Genomic DNA, 18,311 nt, shown 5'->3' with positions numbered 1-18,311 from the left:
AAAAATGTTTCCGCAGGGTTAAAGCGTATCAAGCGCTCAAAAAACGTGCGCGAGCAGGCGGTTGCGAACGAGCGGCTAGCGTTCAGATTCGGAGACAATTTGTCTACAGGCTCGTTCCAGCGTAGGGAACTCCATCGTCACTGCATCCCAAACAACCGAGCGGTCGACATTGCCGTAATCATGCGCAAGATAATTTCTCATGCCGATAATTCCACGCCATTCGATTTCGGGATGAAGCCGCTGCGAGCGTTCCGACAATTTGCCCGCTTCTTCCGTTACCCTAAGCGCACACATCAAAAGGGAGTCCGCCAACGCCCTCGTCCGCACGTCATTCGCATGCAGAAACTGGTCCTCGGTGATATCAAAAACCTTGATGCGCTCGTTCGTTTCAGAAATGGCATCCAAAACCTCTTGGGCGCGAAGGCTGTCTGACTTACGCGCGATCATAAAGGATCACTCCTTCGCGCTCGATTACCGCGGCAAGATCGTCATCAAGATGATCACTAGAGACGAGATCAACCTGCCTCCCGGTTTCTTTGCGCACCGCCTCACCAAATGCCGACAGCGCGAAAAGACCAAAGCCCCGCTCGCGATCGACTTCGAGGCGCAAGTCAATATCACTATCGGCATGCGCCTCGCCACGGGCATACGAACCAAAAAGAATCACGGTTTTGATGGCGGGAATCGAGCTGGCCGCCTCGCGGACGGCGGACTCAATCTGGGCAGTATCCAAAATGCCCGCCGCGGCGCTTTCGCTCGCAGAGCTTTTACCGAGTGAAGGAACAAACGGCAGAGAGCGTTCGCGCAGCATCTGCCTCATAAACATATTGACCGCAACAGACGAAGTCATGCCAAGCTCTTCGCACAGTTCGGCAAATGAGTCTTTAATTGACGAGTCCACTCGCACACTCAGCACAGACGCAGCCATGGATACCTCCTGTATGACATTGTCTATATATTATCACACAGACTAGCGCGAGGTCGATGCGCGATGTTCGATGTGGCCGGGGATCTCGATGCGCTTGGGGGCGAGCTTTGCGGCCTCGCCCACGGTGGTGGTAACAACATCGATGCGCTCGGACAGGCGCTCGACTACGCGCTCGGCAATGGTAAGGGTGTCTTGCGCTGCCGTGGTCACGCCGCCAAAGAGCACGTGATTCCAGGGATAGTCGTCAAACGTTGCGATCTTGAGACCCGCCGGCAGCGAGGGACCAAGCTGCGCCAGCGCCTCGGTCAGACGCAGGAAAACCAAGCCGTTGACGGCAATGAGGCCGAGCTTTTTGCCTGCATAGCCGCGGATGGTCTCGTCCAAGCGACCGACGCCCGTGGCGCCACCGTCGGCCAGGGTGACGACCTCGCCCGCAAGGCCGCGGCGCGAAAGCTCGTCGGCAAAGGCCTCGGCGCGCTCTCGACGCACGGGGCTATCGTCGCTTGCCTCGGTGAGCAGGCACAGACGCTCGCTGCCCGCAGCGGCGAGCTCGTCTACCAAGCCGGCGACGAGCTCACGGTTGTTAGATGTCACCAGATCGACACCGCCGTCGGCAACATCGCGGTCGAGCAGCACAACGGGCAGACGTCCCGCTGCCGCGACGATCGCCTCGTCATTGCCTCCGCAGGTGTTGACGACCAGGCCGTCCACGCCGGCATCGATAAGTCTGGTGAGCGACTCCGCTTCCTTAGCGGGGTCGTTGCCGCTAATGGCCGTCATGAGCGAGCAGCCGCGCGCCGCGGCGCTGGCGGAAAGGCCCTCGAGCATGGCGCTCGAGAACGGGTTGGCGATGTCAGCCAGAATCACACCGATGAGGTTCGTACGCGAGCTGCGCAGATTGCGCGCGGCGGCACGTGGGCGATAGCCGGTGCGTTCGATAACCGCTGCGATGCGAGCGCGGGTTTCCTCGGTCATTTGCCCGGGGCGGTTGTTGAGATAGCGCGAGACCGTGGCCGGGCTCACGCCCGCCTCGGCGGCAATGTCCTTGATTCTCATCTGCGCCATAGCGCACCCCGTTTCCCAATTGTCGGCGATCTGAGCCATTTTAGGCATTTTTTAAAAATCTCGGTTGCAAAACGCTGTAGGTGAGTATACTACAACTCGAAACGAAACCGATTTCGTAAACCGATTTCGGCAAGCGTTGGCACGCAGGTGCAAAGACGCACCCTACCGTCTTGGCACCTGCGTGCCAACGCCATATCAAAGGTGTACGCACGAGTAAAAGGAGCTGCGCGACCATGGGTAAAACGGTTCTTACCTTCGGCGAGATCATGATGAGACTCTCGCCCAAAGACCACCTGCGTATTGAGCAGGCAACCGAGTTTGACGTCCGCTACGGCGGCGCCGAGGCCAACACCGCGCTTTCCCTGGCCTACCAGGGCGACAAGGCCGCTTACGTCTCCGTTGTCCCGGCCAACCGTCTGGGCGAGTGCGCCCTGCGTTCGCTGAAGGCCTACGACGTCGACACCACGCGCGTCGTGCGTCGGGGCGACCGCCTTGGCTCCTATGTGTTTGAGGTCGGTGCCTCGCAGCGCGGCAACGGTTGCGTCTACGACCGCAAGTACTCTGCCATCAACATGGCCAAGCGCGACGTCTTTGACTGGGACGAGATCCTCAAGGGCATCGATGTCTTCTATTTCTCCGGCGTGACCCCCGCCGTCTCCGATGAGATGGCCGCCGCCTGCAAGGATGCGCTCGCCGCCTGCCGCGCCAAGGGCATCACCACCGTGTGTGACGTGAACTATCGCGGCAAGATGTGGTCGCCCGAGAAGTCGCAGGCCACCATGAAGGAACTCCTGCCGCTCGTCGACATCTGCATCGCCAACGACGAGGATGCGCCTGCCGGCCTTGGCATGACCTGCGTCTCTGGCTCCCTTTCCCACGGCATCGAGGAGCGCGACACCTACGTCGAGATGGCCCGCCAGATCTGCGCCGAGTACGGCTGCAAGAAGGTCGCCTCGGTCGTCCGCAACATCTCCTGCGTCGAGCGCTCCATCTGGATGGGCATGCTCTTTGACGCCGAGAGCGGCGAGCACTGGTTCTCCCCTGCTCACGATGTACACGTGCTCGAGGGCGTTGCCGCTGGCGACGCTTTCAACGCCGGCCTCGTCCATGCCCTCATCAACGACTTTGACCCGCAGGCTGCCGTCAACTACGCCATCGCGGCCTCGATCCTCAAGCTCACCATCAAGGGCGATTCCAACTTGGTGACCGCAGACGAGATCGCAGCCGTGGCATCAGCCGCCAACGGTGGCACTCGCGTCGCACGCTAGTCCGTCTCCATTCCGCGGGCCGCAGCTTTCCAATCCCATACCCCTGCGGCCCGCTCCCCGATTCCTCCGGCCGGGCAAAACCACCAGTCCCATTCCGGTTTTGCCTGGCATTTCCTACATGACTGGTCGAGCAGCCGGTTTTGGAATTGCTTGAACCCCAAGCAGTGCCTCCGATAACCAATCCAAAATCGGCTCCTGACCAGCACATTTGGCAATCACGCGCCCATGCGCGCCACACATCGAAAGGAACATCATGTTCGATCAGTTCTACACCACGCTTGAGTCCCTGGGCATCGTGCCGGTCGTTGTGCTCGACAAGGTCGAGGACGCCGCTCCGCTCGCCCACGCCCTTATGGCAGCTGGCATGAAGTCCGCCGAGGTCACCTTCCGCACCGCCTGCGCCGCCGAGTGCATCGCCGCTATGGCCGAGGCCGAGCCCGAGATGTGCGTTGGCGCCGGCACTGTCCTGACCGTCGAGCAGGTTGAGCAGGCCCGCGCAGCCGGTGCCAAGTTCATCGTCTCCCCGGGTTACAACGAGGACGTCGTGAAGCACTGCATCGACATCGACCTGCCCGTCCTTCCCGGCACCGTGACCCCCTCCGAGGTCACCGCAGCCGAGAACCTGGGCCTCAAGGTCACCAAGTTCTTCCCCGCGTCCCAGTATGGCGGCCTGAACACCATCAAGGCCCTCGCCGCTCCGTTTGTCGGTCACCGCTTTATGCCTACCGGCGGCGTGAGCACCGCCAACGTCGAGGAGTACCTGAGCTCCTCCGCCATCATCGCCTGCGGTGGCACCTGGATGGTCAAGCCGGCCCTGTTTGCCGACGGCGACTTCTCCAAGGTCGAGCAGATCGCCCGCGAGGCCATGGACGTCGTCAAGAAGGTCCGCGGCTAGGTTTAGCTCTCTATCGTGAAAGGGGGCGTGCCCTAGACCTCGCCCCCTTTCTTTTAAAGCGGCTCGGAAGCGCGCCGTTTCCGTCACGGACAAGAACCGAAAACGTCTTGTATGCTGATAGAACGTGACGGAAGCGACACGCCCCCGAGCCGCTTTGCCTACTCGGTTGGCAACCGCGCTCAACTGAGCCACTTCGACAAAAGCCGAGCCACCAAAACAGCTGCGGCGCCGTCTGGAGGAATGGACTCTTGCTTCCGGTCTTTTCCTCCAAGCAGCGCCGCAGCTTTTTCGTGCCCCGATGTGCCCCGTCACTTGCGGTGGAATACGGACTGCCTACACCATCAGAGCCGCAAAACAATCCCTATTTCACCGCAACTAATGAAGGGGACGAGTTAGATGGCCGAGTCTTTGGACAGCTCAAAATAGTCGGGATGCAAGGCGATAACCGGACCTTGCTCCTCGGGCATCAGGTGCAGGTGCGTCTCTGCCAGATAGCTCGCCGCGTCGGTATCGCCCCTCTTAATGGCCTCGAGAATCCGGCGGTGCTGCCGACGAATCGGCTCCCAATCCAGATCCTGCGACACCATACGCAACCAGTTGTATCGCTCAAAATGCGTGTTGATGCTCTTCATCCAATCCCACAACATGTGGCGGCCGGCAATCTCAAAACATGTCTCATGGAACAGGTTGTCCAGATCGAAAAAGCGACGCGTTTCGCTATGGTCGAGCGACTCGGACTCGGCAAGAATCTGCTCGAGCCGACACTTCTGCTCGGGTGTGGCGGCAGAGCAGCATTTAATGAGCACGCTTCTCTCGAGTTTCTCACGCAAGAAACAGGCGTTCTCGGCGCGCTCCATGCTGATTTTTGAGACATAGGTGCCGCTTTTGGGACGCGTTTCCACCAGCTCCTGCTCACGCAGGCGCACAAAGGACTCGCGAATGGGCGTGCGTCCGATTCCCGTCTCCTTTTCCAGACCAATCGCCGAAAGGCGCGTGCCGGGCTTGAGCTCGGCATAGATGATCTTGGACCGCAATGCGTTGTACGCCTGGTCTTGCAGGCTCTGATAATGCTGCTGTTCCATAAAGCCCTCGGATGAAGCCTCGGTTAATCGAATACCACCATGCAATACTATCGCATCCCCCGCCCCCCCATAAGTTGCGGTGGAATAGTTCCTGCTCAAGGCCTTCAGCAGCAAAAACAGGAACTATTCCACCGCAACTACAGCCAACGAGTTGTTGCAATTAGGTGAACGTTCACCTTTTTATTGTTTTTCTCTTCGCAAATAAAATCCCGTCGTATACTTAGGCTCAAACGAAACCGATTTCGTTGAGCGTGGGCAATATGATGCTAAGACGCACCCTACCATCTTGGCATCTTATCGCCCACGCAATGCCATTTGCTTTCTTCCCGTCTCGTTGGACCTTTAGTCCCATTCCGGCACAGCGAGACACTTCCTAGACGACTGACCGTGGGGCCGGCTTTTCTGCTTTTGCAGCAGTGCCTCCGATAACCCTCTTTTGCCGGCCCGGGTCAGCTTTTTCACACAACCGAAAGGACGGGTAGCAACATGCGACCGCTCATCATCATGCATGGCGAGAACATCGACTGGTGCCATACCGTCATCAGAATGCTGATGTATCTGGTGGGCGTTGCAGTACTGGCACTCGGTATGAGTCTCCAGACGGCATCCGGCCTGGGCGTCGCCGCGCTCACGTGCTTTGCCACAACCCTATCCATGCTCACTGGCAAGACGCTCGGCTTTTGGATCACCGCAACCTACGTCGCCTACATCGTGGCGCAATTAGCCATCTTGCGAAGCGAGTTCCAGCCGCGCATCCTGCTCGAGTTGTTCTTCTCAACGCTGATTGGCGGCTTGACCGACCTCTTCATGGCGGTCAACCCACTGCATCCCACGGCACTCCCCACACAGATTGCGACCATGCTGCTCTCCCTCGCTGTCACCGCATTTGGCGTAAGTCTCGTCGTCAACATGGGCGTTGTCCCCAACGCGCCCGACGGCTTGGTGCAAGTCATTGCCGAAAAGCTTAAACGCCGCTTTGGTGACGTAAAAGTCGTGTTTGACTGCTCACATGTCGCCGCCTCGCTCGCGTTGTCGCTGATCTTTATGTACAACCTGGGCGGCTTTGGCGTCACGACCGCCATCTCGGCACTGTTCCTGGGCCATGTCATCAACGTCGCCAACAAGCTGTTCGCCCAGCGCTTTGTGCGCGCGGCATTCGGGAAATAGCACCACCGTAAGAACCCGCGAACAGCGCTATACGTTGCTATATCTCACTATACTTTGCTATACTTTGCTATACTTTGCTATATCTTGAGCAAAGGTGGCTCACATGCAAACAAACCCTTTTAAGCCCACAGCAGGTAAAACACCTCCCACGATTATCGGCCGCGAAGATGTACTTGAAGAATTCAGTGAAGGCCTCACCAACGGGCCTGGTGCCCCTGGGCGCCTAATGCGCATAGCCGGCGTCCGTGGAACGGGCAAGACGGTCCTCCTTGACAAGTGCTCACGTTTGGCGCAAAGCCGTGGCTGGACGGTCATAAAAGAGGTCGCAACCGAGGGACTTTGCCAGCGCATTCTCGAACAGCTGCAGCCCAAATTCCAGGCCAAACACGCCAGATTTGAGCCCACCGTAGCTGGCATATCCATCGGCAGCATAGATATTGAGCGAATCGGCCCATCGCTACGCGACGCCATGAGACAGACAATATCCAAGAATGGAAATGGCCTGCTCATCACTCTCGACGAGGTTCAAGACGCAGAGCTCGATGAGGTCCGAACGCTCTCCATTGCGATTCAGCAGGTTATCGGCGAAGACCTTGATATCGCCTTTGTTTTTGCTGGGCTGCCTTCGATGATTGAAAGCATCATCAACGGAAAGACACTTACGTTTTTGCGCCGTGCCCTCCCCTTTGATCTGAAGGCTGTGGCAGTAACCGAAGTGTCGTACTCCCTCGAGGAAACCATTGAAGCGTCTGGCATGGAGTTGCAGCCAGGTATTGCCGGCCAACTTGCCGAGGCAACGCAAGGCTATCCTTTCATGATCCAACTCGTTGGATACTACGCATGGCAGTTGGCAAGACGTGCACATACAGCGATTATTGGAGAAGAAGAAGCCGAGCGTGGCATTGCAACGGCACGCGAACGCTTCTGCGCCATGGTGATTGAGCCCGCGCTGCGGCGCATTCCGCCCACGTGCATCGCTTATCTGCTGAGCATGGCGTCTTTGGGGCAGACGAGCTCGACTAGCATGGTTGCCGATGGCCTAAACAAAACGCCTCAACAGGTGAGCTCCGTCCGCAGCCGCCTGTTAAGAGAATCGATTATCGAGGCCCCCTCGTACGGCAAGGTCTCATTTGCCATCCCCTACATGCGCAATTACCTCTACGAACACAAAGCCGAACTGGAAGTTGAACTGTAGAAGCGGTAACTGCCCTGCAAGACGAAAACCGTTTTCGTACGGATTTAAAGCAGACGTAAACGATTTTCGTCTTGATTTGCGTACGGAATTAAGACGTAAATTGCGCTTTCGTACGCTTATTACCAGACGCAAATTGTTTTCGTCCGGCCATGCGTCCCCAATCTAGACGAAAAGAGCCCCGAGCTCGAATCGGGGCTCGATGTAAGTTCTAGGGTGTCAGAAGTTACATCAGCCGCTTACGACCGCTCTGTCTATCTCTCCGAGCGGGACGGGCGCCGATGCCCTGATCTCTGCCATGTCGAGGTGCGAGATCAAATCCTTGGCGCGCTCGCCGGAGTGGTATGCCTTGTTCGGCGCCACCTTCCTGTAGAGCTTCTTGAGCTTCGTCTTCCCCTTGTTGCCCGGCGGCATCTCCGTCTCAGGTGGCAGCCCTAGGAAGGACAGGACGCCGGGCAGGTCGCACAGCATCACGTCCTCGATGTCGGCCTTGGCCGCCAGGTCGACGACTCTCTGCGCTGTCGGCGAGATGTTCGGGGTGCTGCTACCGCCCGCTGGTTCGGAAGCTGGCGGGCAGTAGCGGGCAGTAGCGGGCAGTAGCGGCAGTAGCGGTGTGGCTCGATAGGCCCGAATATCCGTAAGGAAGGTGCTCGCTCTCATATGTGCTGATATGCCTCGCCTCGCGAACCTTGGGATGCTTCCTGAGGTAATCCCTCAATTCGAGCCACTCTTTATGCTCATAACGCTTCGAAATCGTTTCCCCGTCGACAGTTTCCTTCACATAATGGTATGTTCGAACGCCTTCGAACTTGCCGAACCCGTTCTCGACGCTGAAGTTTCTGAACCAGCGCGAAAACCCATTCAGGTCCATGAAGTTGACTTGGGGATGCCTGTCTTTCGTTCGTTCGAATGAGTGGACGAGCGGAGTGCCTTTGACTTGTTCCAGGCCGAAGGCTTCCATTTCGCGGGCCTGCTCCTTTTTCCAGAATTCGAGATACGACGTCAGCGTCTCGCTTATCGAGATCCTCCGCACGCTTTTCTTGCTTTTGGGCGAGCGAACGCTTCGATCGGCCGCGAACTGCTGCTCAATGAGGATGCTTCTGTTCTCGACGGAGGCATCGGACCACGTCATCCCGAGGGCTTCTGCCCTTCTCATGTCGGTGTCGAGCATGAGCATCACGCATGTGATGTGCGCGTCCGTTCTCAATTGAGTAGGATGTCGAGTAGGCGAGCGGCGTGATGGTTCCTTCGCGGTTGTCGTGGAACTTTTTTGCGTACGAGCCGACGGTGTCCCTCGATTTTTGGACGTAGGTGCCGCTGTTGAGTTCTGCCTTGTAGGCTTCGAGTGCGGCGTCGACCTCTCGGCTTTTGGTGGTATGTATGGTCTGCCACGGCGAATAGCGGTATTTGCCCGTGACCGGATCCTTGCCGAGGCTGTGACGGTAGCGCCACGTGTATTTGTCGCGGCGTTGCTTCGTTCCTTTGCCTATGACGAGAGGTCGGTCGTTCATCGTGTTCCTTGCCTGAAGTGCCTGAGAATCGCGCTCGGTTGCGCGGAATGGCGCAAAGGGCTGGGGCGAGTGGGCATTACCCTTGGTGGTGGGCCCTGCGTGGGGTCACACCCCAAGGGTAATGCTCCGCCTGACCGCTTTCAAGCTCGTTGTGGGTCGAATTTGGGTCGAATTATTCCGCGTACTTTTCTTTCGTAAATCTATGAAAACATCAAATGACCTGGAGTTATATTGACTTCAATTTGGGTCGAAATGTCTGAATGAAACAACGTCGTAGCGACCTCATAACCCGAAGGTCGGTGGTTCAAATCCGCCCCCCGCGACCATGAAACTTCAGGTCGGAAGCATAAAAGCTCCCGACCTTTTTCTTTGTCTAGGGGTTTCGGCATCTCTCGTTCTTTGGGTACCTCGAGGCGGGCAATCAGATAGATGCTTACGAGTATCATAGGGTCTTTTTACGTCGCGGTCGTGTCTCGTACTGGTGCGCCGCTCTTTGTGGGACGTGTCACTTTGCCATAGGTTGTCCGGCGGCGGGGCGCAGGTCGTTCCCCGTGGCGTCGCTCCTTTCGACGCTACGCTGCCTGGCTACTCGTTCCACTGGTGCTTTTTCATGTCGACGCAGCCGTTGTCTCGGAAGGCGACTCCTTCCTCCGTCAGTAGTGCTCGCTGGTCGGGGAAGTTTGGCGCGAGGCGTCCCGCGTGGTTGACGACGCGGTGGCAGGGATAATCGCCGTAGCGATCCGCCTCGCTCAGCACCGCTCCGACCAGGCGAGAGTTTTTCTCCCTGCCGATGAGGCGCGCTATCTGACCGTACGAGGCGACGCATCCCGCCGGAATCTCTGCCACGACGGAGAGAATCTCATAAACCAAATCTTCGTCCAGGACTTTTCCCATCGTATCGCTCCCGTGTTCGCTTTTGCCTTCGGGGGCGCGGCGCCGATCACCCGTGCTGCGATTTTCGCAGCTCCCCTTACCGAAGCATCGAGGGAAAGCGCGTGCGTGTCAAGGTTGTCTGGTCCAGTTGCTGGCTCGATGCCTCGAGATGTTCGCCTCAAGTGCGACCTGCCCCTATTGGAAAAGGATGCCGAAGATGTATTTGGTGATGGCGGAGCGGCGGATGACCCCCACGAGTTTGCCCTCGTCATCAACCACAGGAAGCTTCTTGAACTTCTTCTTCGCCAGCAGCGCGGCGACGCGGGCGATGCTCTGCTCGGGACGGGCACACACTACCTGGCGCGTCGCGAAATCCATGACGCAGCGATCCTTCAGGTCTTCGATGCGCTGCTCAAGGCTCTGATCGTCGAAGTACAGCATGGACGCGTCGCCGCCCGTGAAGATGGTGTGAGCGCGATGCTGCGCGATGGCTCCCATGACATCGCCGTCGGAGATGAACCCGACCACCTGGTTGCGCTCATCGATTACGGGCATGCTGCTCACCTCGTTTTCGGCGAGCATGCGCACCACGTCGGAAATCGTGCAATCCTGCGTGCAGGTGAACGGCTCTTCAATCATGATGCTCGAAACGGGCGTCCCCTCGAGCTCGAGCGGGATGCGCTCGGACAGAATCTCGGACATCGCTTATGCCTCCTTCGTTTTCGGTGCGGTTTTCTTGGTGCGCACGCTGAATATGGCGCAGATAAGGGAAACGAGGCCGATTGCCGCGCACACCTTGTAAGCGACGCCCGCGCCCACGGCGGTGGCTACTTGGATGCTCGCATCGACGCCGGCCGACGCGGTGACGCTTGTCATGACCGTGATGATGAGCGCCGTGCACAAACCGCCGGCGACCTGGCGGCCGGTGTTCGCGATGGCGTTGCCGTGGGCGATCATGTCATTTTTCAAGGCATTGACACCCCATGTGTTCACCGGCATGTTCGCGAGCGACTGGCCGGCGGACTGCAGCATGCAGAACAGCGCAACCACCAAGATGGGCGTGTTTACCGTCGAAAGCGAGAGCAGGAACAGGGCGCCGGTCATGAGGGCCAGGCCGACGATCGAGATGGCACGCGGACCGAACTTGTCGAACACCACGCCGGAGATAGGGCTGATGATGATGCCCACCGCCGCGGCGGGAAGCATGGCCATGCCGGTTTCGAAGGCCGAAGCGCCAAGCGAGGTTTGCAGCAGCAACGGCAACAGCGTGTTGGTGACCAGGCATGCGGCGTTGATGAGCGTGACGATGATGGCGGCCACGCGGAAATCGCGCGTCTTGAGCGTGCCCAGTTGAAGCAGCGGGTCCTCGATTTTGCCCTGGCGTACGACGAACAGCACCAAGCACACGACACCCGCGACGATCGAGCCGAGCACCACGGGGTTGCCCCAACCCATCGACGAGGCGCTCGAGAACCCGTAGAGAAGTCCGCCGAAGGCGATGGTGGAGAGGACGACCGAGGGCAGGTCGAGCTTGGGGTTCTTCAGCTCGCCCACGTTTTTCAGCATGAACACGCCCAGCACCAGCACGAGAATTGCGAGGGGGACGATGGCGCCGATCATGGTGCGCCAGCCGTACGTGTCGATCACCGCACCGCCTACGACGGGGCCGACCGCGGGACCCGCCGACATGACGATGCCCGCCATGCCCATAGCCGTTCCTCGTTTCTCGACGGGGAACACCAGCATGGGAACCACCGAGACAAGCGGCATGAGCACGCCTGAGCCCGCCGCTTGCAACACGCGACCGATGATGAGGAACAGGAAATCAGGGGCTGCGGCGCACAGCAGCGTGCCCAGCGCGAACACCAGCGTCGCCCCGAAGAATAGCGCGCGGGTGCTGAACTTGTCGATAAGGAACGCCGAAACGGGGACCATGATGCCGCTCACCAGCGGGTATATGGACATGATCCACTGGGCAGTCGAGGCATCGATGGCGAAATCGGACATGATGACCGGCAGCGCAGGCGACATCACCGTTTGGTTCAGTAGCGCCAAGAAGGCACCCAGGACGACGACCGCGACGATGCGGATCTGGGTACCGGTAATGCGCCCATTGGCGGGCGCGACCGTACAATTATCAGACATAAGCTTCCTTCGTATCTATTCGATTCTTCGCCGAAGGCGCGCCGGCCCACGGGCGAAATAACATGCACGTGCTATGCGTGCATCAGATACGACAGGAAGAAAGCGGCTGCTCAGAGCGCACTTGGGGAACAACAGGAGAGGCCCCGTATACCAGGGGCCGCCGAATTGCGATGTATGCTTTGGTCAAATCCTTCATAGCGGGGAGGTATTCTAGCAGCCGTCTTCGCCCCTTTCAAGGGATGTAACCCAGACGTTGATTTTCTTCACCGAGGCGCCATCGTTGACGGGTGGCGTGCTTCTCTATCGCCACACCGCGGGGCGAGGGAACGCCGCGGCGAGCTTGTACATCGGCTATGTGTGCAGCTGCGAGCGTGTCGCCGGCGCGCGCTGGGCGCCAGTCCGATCCGGCCGACTCTTGCCGACGGTCGGTCGCCGTCCTCCTCCATCTCCGCCTGCTCTGTTTTTGCTCGGCTCCCTTGTCGTATCATGGACGGACGAGAATTGAGCGAAGGCGGTACGTATGAACATCCAGATATTCGGCACGAAGAAAAGCTTCGATACTAAGAAGGCGCAGCGCTATTTCAAGGAACGTCGTGTGAAGTTCCAGTTCATCGACTTGAAGGAAAAGGGGATGAGCAAAGGCGAGCTCGAAAGCGTGGCGCGCGCCGTCGGCGGGATCGACGCTGTGATCGATCCAAAGGCGAAAGATGCCGACACGGTTGCGCTCGTACAGTATCTTGCTGCCGACCAGAAGTTCGAAAAGGTGCTCGATAACCAGCAGATTCTTCGTGAGCCCATCGTTCGCAACGGCCGCCAGGCAACCGTTGGCTACGAGCCTGACGTGTGGAAGGGCTGGGAATAAAGTGAAGCGCCCACGCCCGTGGTTTTATCCACGGACGCGGGCGCTTGCGTAAGACGTCTCTTGTCGTTTGAGTGGAGCGCCCCGGCGGCGCTGAACAACGCGCCCCGGTGACGTGGCTCGGGGCTCTTTGTGCCGCGCATCTATGAGAGGAGATATTCGATGCGTACGTGCGCTACTCCATGTAGCCACCCTGAATGGCGGAAACTGCATGCTCGGTAAAGAACTTGAGCGTGCCGGAGGTATAGCGATTAGCCTTGGGCTTCCAAGCGGCTCGGCGCTCGGCCAGGACGGCATCGATCTCGGCCGGCTCCATCTCCTTGCCGGCGATGCCCACAATAGACAGCGAGCGCTCGGGGATGTTGATCTGGATAAGGTCGCCCTCCTCGATCAGGGCAATCGGGCCGCCCACGGCAGCCTCGGGCGAAACGTGACCGATAGCCGGGCCCTTGGAGGCGCCGGAGAAGCGGCCATCGGTGATAAGGGCAATGCTCGCACCCAGCTCGGGATCGCTGGCGATAGCCTCGGTGGTGTAGAACATCTCGGGCATACCGGAACCCTTGGGACCCTCATAGCGAATGATAACGGCATCGCCGGGCTTGACCTCGTGCGTCAGGACGGCGTGGATGGCGTCCTCCTCGCAATCGAACGGACGGGCCTTAAGCGTGGCCTGGAACATCTCGCGCGGAACAACCGTGTGCTTGACGACGGCGCCCTCGGGGGCAAGGTTGCTGTGGAGGATGGCGATGGAGCCGTCGGTACCAAAAGCCTGGTCAAACGGGCGAATGATGTCCTCGCGCTTGAGGTTCCATTTCTCCAAGTAGCGGCCGCACTTCTCGTAGTAGCCGTTGTTCTTAAGGTCCTCGAGGTTTTCGCCGAGAGTCTTGCCGGTGACGGTCATGACGTCGAGGTGGAGCATCGACTTGATCTCCTCCATGATGCGCGGCACGCCACCCGCATAGTAGAAGAACTGCGCCGGCCACTCACCTGCGGGACGAACGTTGAGCAGGTAGTGAGCACCACGGTGCAGACGGTCGAAGTCGTCGGCGGACATCTCGATGCCAAACTCGCGGGCGATCGCGGGAATGTGCAGCAGCGAGTTGGTGGAACCGGAGATGGCGCCGTGGACCATGATGAGATTCTCGAAGGACTCCTTGGTCACGATGTCGCGGGGGCACAGGTTGTGCTCGGAGAGCCACACGGACTGACGGCCAGCCTCGCGCGCAAACTCACGCAGATCGGAGCTGGTTGCGGGCAGCAGAGCCGTGCCGGGGAGCATAAGGCCCAGGGCCTCGGCGGTAACCTGCATGGTCGAGGCGGTACCCATAAAGGAGCAGGCGCCGCAGCTGGGGCATGCGTTGTGCTTGGCAAACTCGAGCTCCTCGCGGGAAATCTCGCCGCGCTCATAGCGGGCCGAGATGGCGCCGAGCTGCTCCAGGGTCAGCAGGTCGGGACCGGCATCCATGACACCGCCGGTAACGACGATGGAGGGGATGTTGATGCGGCCCATGGCCATGAGGTTCGCAGGCAGACCCTTATCGCAGCTGGCGACAAAGACGCCGGCGTCGAATGGAGTGGCCTTGGCATGAATCTCGATCATGTTGGCGATCATGTCGCGGCTGGGCAGCGAGTAGTTGATGCCGTCGTGGCCCTGGGCCTCACCGTCGCAAATGTCGGTGCAGAAGTAACGAGCACCGTGACCGCCAGCCTCGGCAACGCCAGCACGGACCTCCTCGACCAGATCAAACAGGCCGGCAGAACCCGGGTGCGAGTCGCCGAACGTCGACTCGATAATGACCTGCGGCTTGTCCAGATCCTCGATGGACCAGCCAGAGCCCAGGCGCAGCGGGTCCATCTCGGGGCTGATGGTGCGGAACTTGCCAGAACGCGGCTGCAGCTTGGCAACCAGGTCGGCGGCCTCCTGCTGAATCTGTGCTTTGGTTTTCTCGTCCATGATGTTCTCCTCTTTTGGTTTGAACGGTTGTACCAATCGTTGGTTAATGAATCAGGTGAAAATGGGTACCGAGCGATGCACTCGGTGAAAGATGCTTAGCTACGCGAACTAGGCGAAGAACGAAATCACCAGGGCGCAGGCAAGACCCGAAAGGCCGATGAGCGTCTCCATAACGGTCCAGGACTTGAGGGTTGTCTTCTCGTCAATCTCCAGGAACGAGGAGCACATCCAAAAACCGGCATCGTTGACGTGCGAGAGGGCCGTGGCACCGCCGCAGATAGCAAGACAGATAGCGGCACGCATGAGCACCGAGGCTCCTGCAACCGCGGGCATGGCGGCCATAATGCCCGATGCCATGGTCATAGCGACGATGGAGCTGCCGACAGAGGCACGCACCATGACGGCAATCAAAAAGGCAACGACCACCAAAGGCAGCGGAGAAGCCTCGAGCATGGGGCCAATAACCTGACCTAGGCCGCAGTCCTGCAGCATCCAACGCATGACGCCACCGCAAGCGATAACCAGCAAGATCATGCCGACGGGCTTAAGAGAGCGGTCGAGCAAGGCCTTGAGCTCGGCGCCGGAGTAGCCGCGGCGCGCGCCCAGCAGATACATCGCGACGAGCGTGGCAAGCGTCAAGGCGACGAACGGCTTGCCCAGGAAGGCGAGAATCGAAGCGAGCTCGGCGGGCATGGGGATATAAGAGGACAGCGTGCCCAGCAAAATCAAACAAAGCGGCGTGAGCACGATGGCAAGCACCATGCCAAAGGAGGGAAGCTCCTTTTCGTCGCTCGCGCCCTCGGCAGAGGTAAAGTGCTCCGGAACATCGGTAAAGATGCGACCGCCCACGTTGCGACCCCAGATGACGCCGGCGATCGCCATGGCGATGAAGGCGGTAGGGATACCGACGAGAATCATGGTGCCCAGGTCGACACCGAGCGTGCCGGCGACCAGAACCGAACCGGCCGATGGCGGCACAAACGCATAGCCAGCGGCAAGTCCTGCGAGCAGCGCGATGCCGTAGTAGAGCGTCGACTTCTTGGTCTGCGACGCCACGCTAAAGGCAAGCGGGATCAAAACGACCACGCCGGCCTCAAAGAACACCGTAGTGCCGATGACCAGACCGGTAATACCCAGTGCCCAGCTAGAGTGACCCTGCCCAAAGGTATCGATGAAGGTCTGGGCAATCTTCTTGGCGCCGCCGCTCTCTTCAAGAATCTGGCCAAACATCGAGCCCAGGCCAATGAGCAGGGCGATGTTTTGCAGCGTGGCGCCCACGCCCTTGGTGACAGTGTCCGCCACCAGGTCGAGCGGCATACCGGCGCCGATGCCGATCGCGAGCGCCGAGACCATCATCGAAAGCACGGGGTGCAGCTTGAACTTGATGATGAGCGCAAGCAGCAGCGCGATGCCCACGATGGCGGCGATGACCAGCCTGGTGGGATCAGCCATAAACGTTGGGTCTGACATCTTTCCTCCAATTCATCAGACCTTTTGAATTCGTCTGATGACTATAGCGTGTTTTGGAAAGGTCTGATGTTTCATTTTGAAATTTGTTCGAAATACATCTGATGTATTTGGTAAACGGTCGTATTTGCGCTGCGAACGGTATATCTAAGCCGCCCGACTCAAATCCAGCGGCCAATATCGCATCCGTGGTGCGCTAAAATAGCTCAGATGAATTTTGTAATGAAAGGTATAGCTATGGCCCGCGCCGAATCGGGACTCCCCGAGCAAATATCGGAGAAAATCATTCAATTGATTCTGGATGAACACCTTGAGCAAGGCGATCGCCTACCTAAGGAAACCGTGCTGGTCGAGCGCTTGGGCGCCGGCAGGAGCACCGTGCGCGAGGCCATGAAGTTGCTGCAGTCGCGCAATATCGTGCGCATTAAGCAGGGTTCGGGCACCTATGTGGCGTCAAACCCCGGCGTTGCCGACGACCCGCTGGGCTTTACCTTTATCGACGACAAGCAGCGTCTGGCGCGCGACCTACTCGAGGTGCGCTTTATGATCGAGCCGCAGATGGCACGCATGGCGGCCGAGCACGCAACCAACGATCAGGTCGTCTGTATCGAAGAGCTCTGCGATGAATCCGAGCGCCTGGCCGAGGCCGGTAAGGATTACTCCGCCGCCGACACCGCGTTCCACAATGCCATTGCCGAGAGCTCCGGAAACCTCGTCGTTCCCCGCCTGATGGGCGTGCTCAAGGCATCCGTCCCCCTCTTTATCGACGTGACTGGCAAAAAGCTCGTCGAGGAAACTATCCGCACGCACCGCGATGTGGCCGACGCCATCGCCTCGCGCAATCCCACCGCCGCGCACGACGCGATGTACCTGCATCTGGTGTACAACCGCAACATGATCGCAGAGGGAGCGCAGGAACAGAGCAAATAGACGTCCGCACGGCAAGGGCGAGACCACCGTTTACCTTTTAAAAGTGAACGTTCACCTGTTTTTAGGAGAATCTGTCTTTTAATTCCCCCTCTTCTCCTATACTGACCTTGTATGAAAAGCAAGACTTATATAGATGAACGTTTCTTTTGAAAGGATCGCTATGTCTGATCTTATGGACAGCTTCCGCCTGGATGGCAAGGTCGCGCTCGTGACCGGCGCCACCTATGGCATCGGTATGGCCATTGCCGAGGCGCTCGGAGAGGCCGGCGCCAAGATCGCCTTTAACGCACGTCACGCCGACAAGGTCGCCGAGGCCGAGAAGCACTACCGCGAGCTGGGCTTTGAGGCTCATGGTTACGTGGCAGACGTCACCGACGAGGCCGCCGTTGCCGAGCTCATCGCCAAAATCGAGGCCGACTTTGGCACCACGCCCGACATCCTGGTCAACAATGCCGGCGTCATTCAGCGCACCCCGATGCTCGACATGAGCGCCGAGGACTTCCGCCGCGTCGTCGATATTGACCTCAACGCACCGTTTATCGTGTCCAAGGCCTGCCTGCCCGGCATGATCGCCAAGGGCCACGGCAAGATCATCAACATCTGCTCGATGATGAGCGAGCTAGGTCGCGAGACCATCGCCGGCTATGCCGCCGCCAAGGGCGGACTCAAGATGCTCACCAAGAACATCTGCTCGGAGTTTGGCGAGGCCAATATCCAGTGCAACGGCATTGGACCCGGCTACATCGCCACGCCGCAAACCGCACCCCTGCGCGAGACGCAGCCCGACGGCAGCCGCCACCCGTTTGACCAGTTCATCATTGCCAAGACGCCGGCCGCCCGTTGGGGCACGCCCGAGGATCTGAAGGGCCCCGCCGTGTTCTTGGCTTCCGATGCATCGAACTTCGTCAACGGCCACATCCTCTACGTCGACGGTGGAATCCTCGCATACATTGGAAAGCAGCCTCAATAAGCGTC

The 18,311-nt window shown here is 59.1% G+C and carries 18 protein-coding genes; 7 read left to right on the top strand and 11 right to left on the bottom strand.

Annotation, left to right across the window (positions count from 1 at the left end; all coding sequences use genetic code 11):
* Positions 1-75: 75 nt before the first annotated feature.
* Genes DW870_RS01850 through DW870_RS01840 form a run of 3 tightly spaced genes read right to left on the bottom strand, consistent with a single transcriptional unit; the run spans position 76 to position 1,993 of the window.
* Entirely contained in the window at positions 76-447 is a 372-nt protein-coding gene (locus tag DW870_RS01850) for a DUF86 domain-containing protein (RefSeq protein WP_117770061.1), read from the bottom strand.
* On the bottom strand, positions 434-928 hold the full coding sequence (locus DW870_RS01845; protein ID WP_117770062.1) for a type II toxin-antitoxin system RelB/DinJ family antitoxin: 495 nt from the start codon (positions 926-928) through the stop codon (positions 434-436). Before DW870_RS01845 ends, DW870_RS01850 begins: the two co-directional genes overlap by 14 nt.
* A gap of 42 nt (positions 929-970) precedes the next feature.
* On the bottom strand, positions 971-1,993 hold the full coding sequence (locus DW870_RS01840) for a LacI family DNA-binding transcriptional regulator (protein ID WP_158556911.1): 1,023 nt from the start codon (positions 1,991-1,993) through the stop codon (positions 971-973).
* Positions 1,994-2,226: 233 nt separating this feature from the next.
* On the opposite strand from DW870_RS01840, the gene DW870_RS01835 reads away from it, so the two are divergent.
* Both DW870_RS01835 and eda read left to right on the top strand, forming a co-directional pair.
* Positions 2,227-3,261: a sugar kinase gene (locus tag DW870_RS01835; protein WP_117770064.1), complete on the top strand. Its 1,035-nt coding sequence runs from the start codon at positions 2,227-2,229 to the stop codon at positions 3,259-3,261.
* 253 nt (positions 3,262-3,514) lie between these two features.
* Positions 3,515-4,156 (top strand): bifunctional 4-hydroxy-2-oxoglutarate aldolase/2-dehydro-3-deoxy-phosphogluconate aldolase, encoded by a 642-nt coding sequence (eda, locus tag DW870_RS01830; RefSeq protein WP_055286010.1) that lies wholly within the window; start codon positions 3,515-3,517, stop codon positions 4,154-4,156.
* Positions 4,157-4,548: 392 nt separating this feature from the next.
* Here the strand turns inward: eda and DW870_RS01825 are convergent, their stop codons facing one another.
* Positions 4,549-5,238 (bottom strand): GntR family transcriptional regulator, encoded by a 690-nt coding sequence (locus DW870_RS01825; RefSeq protein WP_117770065.1) that lies wholly within the window; start codon positions 5,236-5,238, stop codon positions 4,549-4,551.
* Between the two features lie 486 nt (positions 5,239-5,724).
* On the opposite strand from DW870_RS01825, the gene DW870_RS01820 reads away from it, so the two are divergent.
* Complete coding sequence (locus tag DW870_RS01820) at positions 5,725-6,405, top strand: YitT family protein (RefSeq protein ID WP_117770066.1); 681 nt, start codon at positions 5,725-5,727, stop codon at positions 6,403-6,405.
* 103 nt (positions 6,406-6,508) lie between these two features.
* Positions 6,509-7,600, top strand: coding sequence for an ATP-binding protein (locus DW870_RS01815; RefSeq protein WP_117770067.1), 1,092 nt, complete (start codon positions 6,509-6,511; stop codon positions 7,598-7,600).
* Positions 7,601-7,828: 228 nt separating this feature from the next.
* Here DW870_RS01815 and DW870_RS01810 read toward each other — a convergent pair whose 3' ends face one another.
* The 5 genes from DW870_RS01810 to DW870_RS01790 all read right to left on the bottom strand — a co-directional run bounded on the left by DW870_RS01810 (position 7,829) and on the right by DW870_RS01790 (position 12,126).
* Positions 7,829-8,068 (bottom strand): hypothetical protein, encoded by a 240-nt coding sequence (locus tag DW870_RS01810; RefSeq protein ID WP_052044012.1) that lies wholly within the window; start codon positions 8,066-8,068, stop codon positions 7,829-7,831.
* A 73-nt stretch (positions 8,069-8,141) separates the two neighbouring features.
* Complete coding sequence (locus DW870_RS01805; protein WP_158556912.1) at positions 8,142-8,768, bottom strand: hypothetical protein; 627 nt, start codon at positions 8,766-8,768, stop codon at positions 8,142-8,144.
* Positions 8,769-9,693: 925 nt separating this feature from the next.
* Positions 9,694-10,002: an MGMT family protein gene (locus DW870_RS01800; RefSeq protein WP_006234744.1), complete on the bottom strand. Its 309-nt coding sequence runs from the start codon at positions 10,000-10,002 to the stop codon at positions 9,694-9,696.
* Positions 10,003-10,176: 174 nt separating this feature from the next.
* Positions 10,177-10,683 (bottom strand): HPP family protein, encoded by a 507-nt coding sequence (locus DW870_RS01795; RefSeq protein ID WP_006234745.1) that lies wholly within the window; start codon positions 10,681-10,683, stop codon positions 10,177-10,179.
* Positions 10,684-10,686: 3 nt separating this feature from the next.
* The gene (locus DW870_RS01790) at positions 10,687-12,126 is read right to left on the bottom strand and encodes an MDR family MFS transporter (RefSeq protein WP_117770069.1); all 1,440 of its coding nucleotides are present in this window, start codon (positions 12,124-12,126) and stop codon (positions 10,687-10,689) included.
* 520 nt (positions 12,127-12,646) lie between these two features.
* Between DW870_RS01790 and DW870_RS01785 the strand changes: the two genes are divergently transcribed.
* A complete protein-coding gene (locus tag DW870_RS01785; RefSeq protein WP_006234747.1) occupies positions 12,647-12,988 on the top strand; it encodes an arsenate reductase family protein in 342 nt (113 codons plus the stop codon).
* Positions 12,989-13,160: 172 nt separating this feature from the next.
* On the opposite strand, the gene ilvD is transcribed toward DW870_RS01785, so the two are convergent.
* Both ilvD and DW870_RS01775 read right to left on the bottom strand, forming a co-directional pair.
* Positions 13,161-14,939: a dihydroxy-acid dehydratase gene (gene ilvD / locus DW870_RS01780; RefSeq protein ID WP_199411412.1), complete on the bottom strand. Its 1,779-nt coding sequence runs from the start codon at positions 14,937-14,939 to the stop codon at positions 13,161-13,163.
* A 108-nt stretch (positions 14,940-15,047) separates the two neighbouring features.
* On the bottom strand, positions 15,048-16,409 hold the full coding sequence (locus DW870_RS01775; protein WP_117770598.1) for a GntP family permease: 1,362 nt from the start codon (positions 16,407-16,409) through the stop codon (positions 15,048-15,050).
* Positions 16,410-16,643: 234 nt separating this feature from the next.
* Between DW870_RS01775 and DW870_RS01770 the strand changes: the two genes are divergently transcribed.
* Positions 16,644-17,336: a FadR/GntR family transcriptional regulator gene (locus DW870_RS01770; protein ID WP_230318618.1), complete on the top strand. Its 693-nt coding sequence runs from the start codon at positions 16,644-16,646 to the stop codon at positions 17,334-17,336.
* A 160-nt stretch (positions 17,337-17,496) separates the two neighbouring features.
* On the top strand, positions 17,497-18,306 hold the full coding sequence (locus DW870_RS01765; protein ID WP_055309684.1) for a gluconate 5-dehydrogenase: 810 nt from the start codon (positions 17,497-17,499) through the stop codon (positions 18,304-18,306).
* Positions 18,307-18,311 lie beyond the last annotated feature (5 nt).

The organism is Collinsella sp. AM38-1BH, assembly GCF_003467545.1.
In the GTDB taxonomy this organism is placed as follows: Bacteria; Actinomycetota; Coriobacteriia; order Coriobacteriales; family Coriobacteriaceae; genus Collinsella.
This window is presented reverse-complemented; position numbering and strand designations above follow the sequence as displayed.

Bases quoted from the DNA above. Each gene is read 5' to 3' on its own strand.
- DW870_RS01850 (WP_117770061.1), bottom strand. From the start codon at position 447: ATGATCGCGCGTAAGTCAGACAGCCTTCGCGCCCAAGAGGTTTTGGAT.
- DW870_RS01845 (WP_117770062.1), bottom strand. From the start codon at position 928: ATGGCTGCGTCTGTGCTGAGTGTGCGAGTGGACTCGTCAATTAAAGAC.
- DW870_RS01840 (WP_158556911.1), bottom strand. From the start codon at position 1,993: ATGGCGCAGATGAGAATCAAGGACATTGCCGCCGAGGCGGGCGTGAGC.
- DW870_RS01835 (WP_117770064.1), top strand. From the start codon at position 2,227: ATGGGTAAAACGGTTCTTACCTTCGGCGAGATCATGATGAGACTCTCG.
- eda (WP_055286010.1), top strand. From the start codon at position 3,515: ATGTTCGATCAGTTCTACACCACGCTTGAGTCCCTGGGCATCGTGCCG.
- DW870_RS01825 (WP_117770065.1), bottom strand. From the start codon at position 5,238: ATGGAACAGCAGCATTATCAGAGCCTGCAAGACCAGGCGTACAACGCA.
- DW870_RS01820 (WP_117770066.1), top strand. From the start codon at position 5,725: ATGCGACCGCTCATCATCATGCATGGCGAGAACATCGACTGGTGCCAT.
- DW870_RS01815 (WP_117770067.1), top strand. From the start codon at position 6,509: ATGCAAACAAACCCTTTTAAGCCCACAGCAGGTAAAACACCTCCCACG.
- DW870_RS01810 (WP_052044012.1), bottom strand. From the start codon at position 8,068: ATGCTGTGCGACCTGCCCGGCGTCCTGTCCTTCCTAGGGCTGCCACCT.
- DW870_RS01805 (WP_158556912.1), bottom strand. From the start codon at position 8,768: ATGCTCGACACCGACATGAGAAGGGCAGAAGCCCTCGGGATGACGTGG.
- DW870_RS01800 (WP_006234744.1), bottom strand. From the start codon at position 10,002: ATGGGAAAAGTCCTGGACGAAGATTTGGTTTATGAGATTCTCTCCGTC.
- DW870_RS01795 (WP_006234745.1), bottom strand. From the start codon at position 10,683: ATGTCCGAGATTCTGTCCGAGCGCATCCCGCTCGAGCTCGAGGGGACG.
- DW870_RS01790 (WP_117770069.1), bottom strand. From the start codon at position 12,126: ATGTCTGATAATTGTACGGTCGCGCCCGCCAATGGGCGCATTACCGGT.
- DW870_RS01785 (WP_006234747.1), top strand. From the start codon at position 12,647: ATGAACATCCAGATATTCGGCACGAAGAAAAGCTTCGATACTAAGAAG.
- ilvD (WP_199411412.1), bottom strand. From the start codon at position 14,939: ATGGACGAGAAAACCAAAGCACAGATTCAGCAGGAGGCCGCCGACCTG.
- DW870_RS01775 (WP_117770598.1), bottom strand. From the start codon at position 16,409: ATGTCAGACCCAACGTTTATGGCTGATCCCACCAGGCTGGTCATCGCC.
- DW870_RS01770 (WP_230318618.1), top strand. From the start codon at position 16,644: ATGGCCCGCGCCGAATCGGGACTCCCCGAGCAAATATCGGAGAAAATC.
- DW870_RS01765 (WP_055309684.1), top strand. From the start codon at position 17,497: ATGTCTGATCTTATGGACAGCTTCCGCCTGGATGGCAAGGTCGCGCTC.